Source organism: Streptomyces sp. NPDC004134 (genome assembly GCF_042874195.1).
Taxonomy (GTDB): Bacteria; Actinomycetota; Actinomycetes; order Streptomycetales; family Streptomycetaceae; genus Streptomyces.
This window is the reverse complement of record NZ_JBIAMS010000067.1, coordinates 1-1,054: the sequence shown is the minus strand read 5'-3', so window position 1 is coordinate 1,054 and position 1,054 is coordinate 1. Positions and strand designations below refer to the sequence as shown.

The window sequence follows — 1,054 nt, the reverse complement described above, 5'->3', positions numbered from 1 at the left end:
CGGGCCACACCCTTACCCCGGGACAACCACCGCCCGGGCTGGACTACCTTCCTGCGTCACCCCATCACTCACCTACTACAAGCTCGGATCACCGGCTCCACCACACCCCGCATCACCCGAAGGATCAACAGGGGGGCTTCACGGGCTTAGCATCACCTGATTCGATGTTTGGCGCTTCACAGCGGGTACCGGAATATCAACCGGTTATCCATCGACTACGCCTGTCGGCCTCGCCTTAGGCCCCGACTTACCCTGGGCAGATCAACTTGACCCAGGAACCCTTAGTCAATCGGCGCACACGTTTCCCACGTGTGTATCGCTACTCATGCCTGCATTCTCACTCGCGAACCGTCCACCACTACCTTCCGGTGCGGCTTCACCCGGCACACGACGCTCCCCTACCCAGCAACACACCCGTTAAGGCTATCCGTGCTGCTGACACGACTTCGGCGGTACGCTTGAGCCCCGCTACATTGTCGGCGCGGAATCACTTGACCAGTGAGCTATTACGCACTCTTTCAAGGATGGCTGCTTCTAAGCCAACCTCCTGGTTGTCTCTGCGACTCCACATCCTTTCCCACTTAGCATACGCTTAGGGGCCTTAGTCGATGCTCTGGGCTGTTTCCCTCTCGACCACGGAGCTTATCCCCCGCAGTCTCACTGCCGCGCTGAACTTACCGGCATTCGGAGTTTGGCTAAGGTCAGTAACCCGGTAAGGCCCATCGCCTATCCAGTAGCTCTACCTCCGGCAAGAAACACACGACGCTGCACCTAAATGCATTTCGGGGAGAACCAGCTATCACGGAGTTTGATTGGCCTTTCACCCCTAACCACAGGTCATCCCCCAGGTTTTCAACCCTGGTGGGTTCGGGCCTCCACGACCTCTTACAGCCGCTTCACCCTGCCCATGGCTAGATCACTCCGCTTCGGGTCTAGAGCGTGCAACTCAACGCCCAGCTAGGACTCGCTTTCGCTACGGCTACCCCACACGGGTTAACCTCGCTACACACCGCTAACTCGCAGGCTCATTCTTCAAAAGGCACGCAGTCACGAC

At 58.3% G+C, this 1,054-nt stretch carries 1 rRNA gene; it reads right to left on the bottom strand.

The features are described 5' to 3' along the window. A 23S ribosomal RNA gene (locus tag ACFYVJ_RS34795) occupies positions 1-1,054 on the bottom strand; the annotation flags it as partial.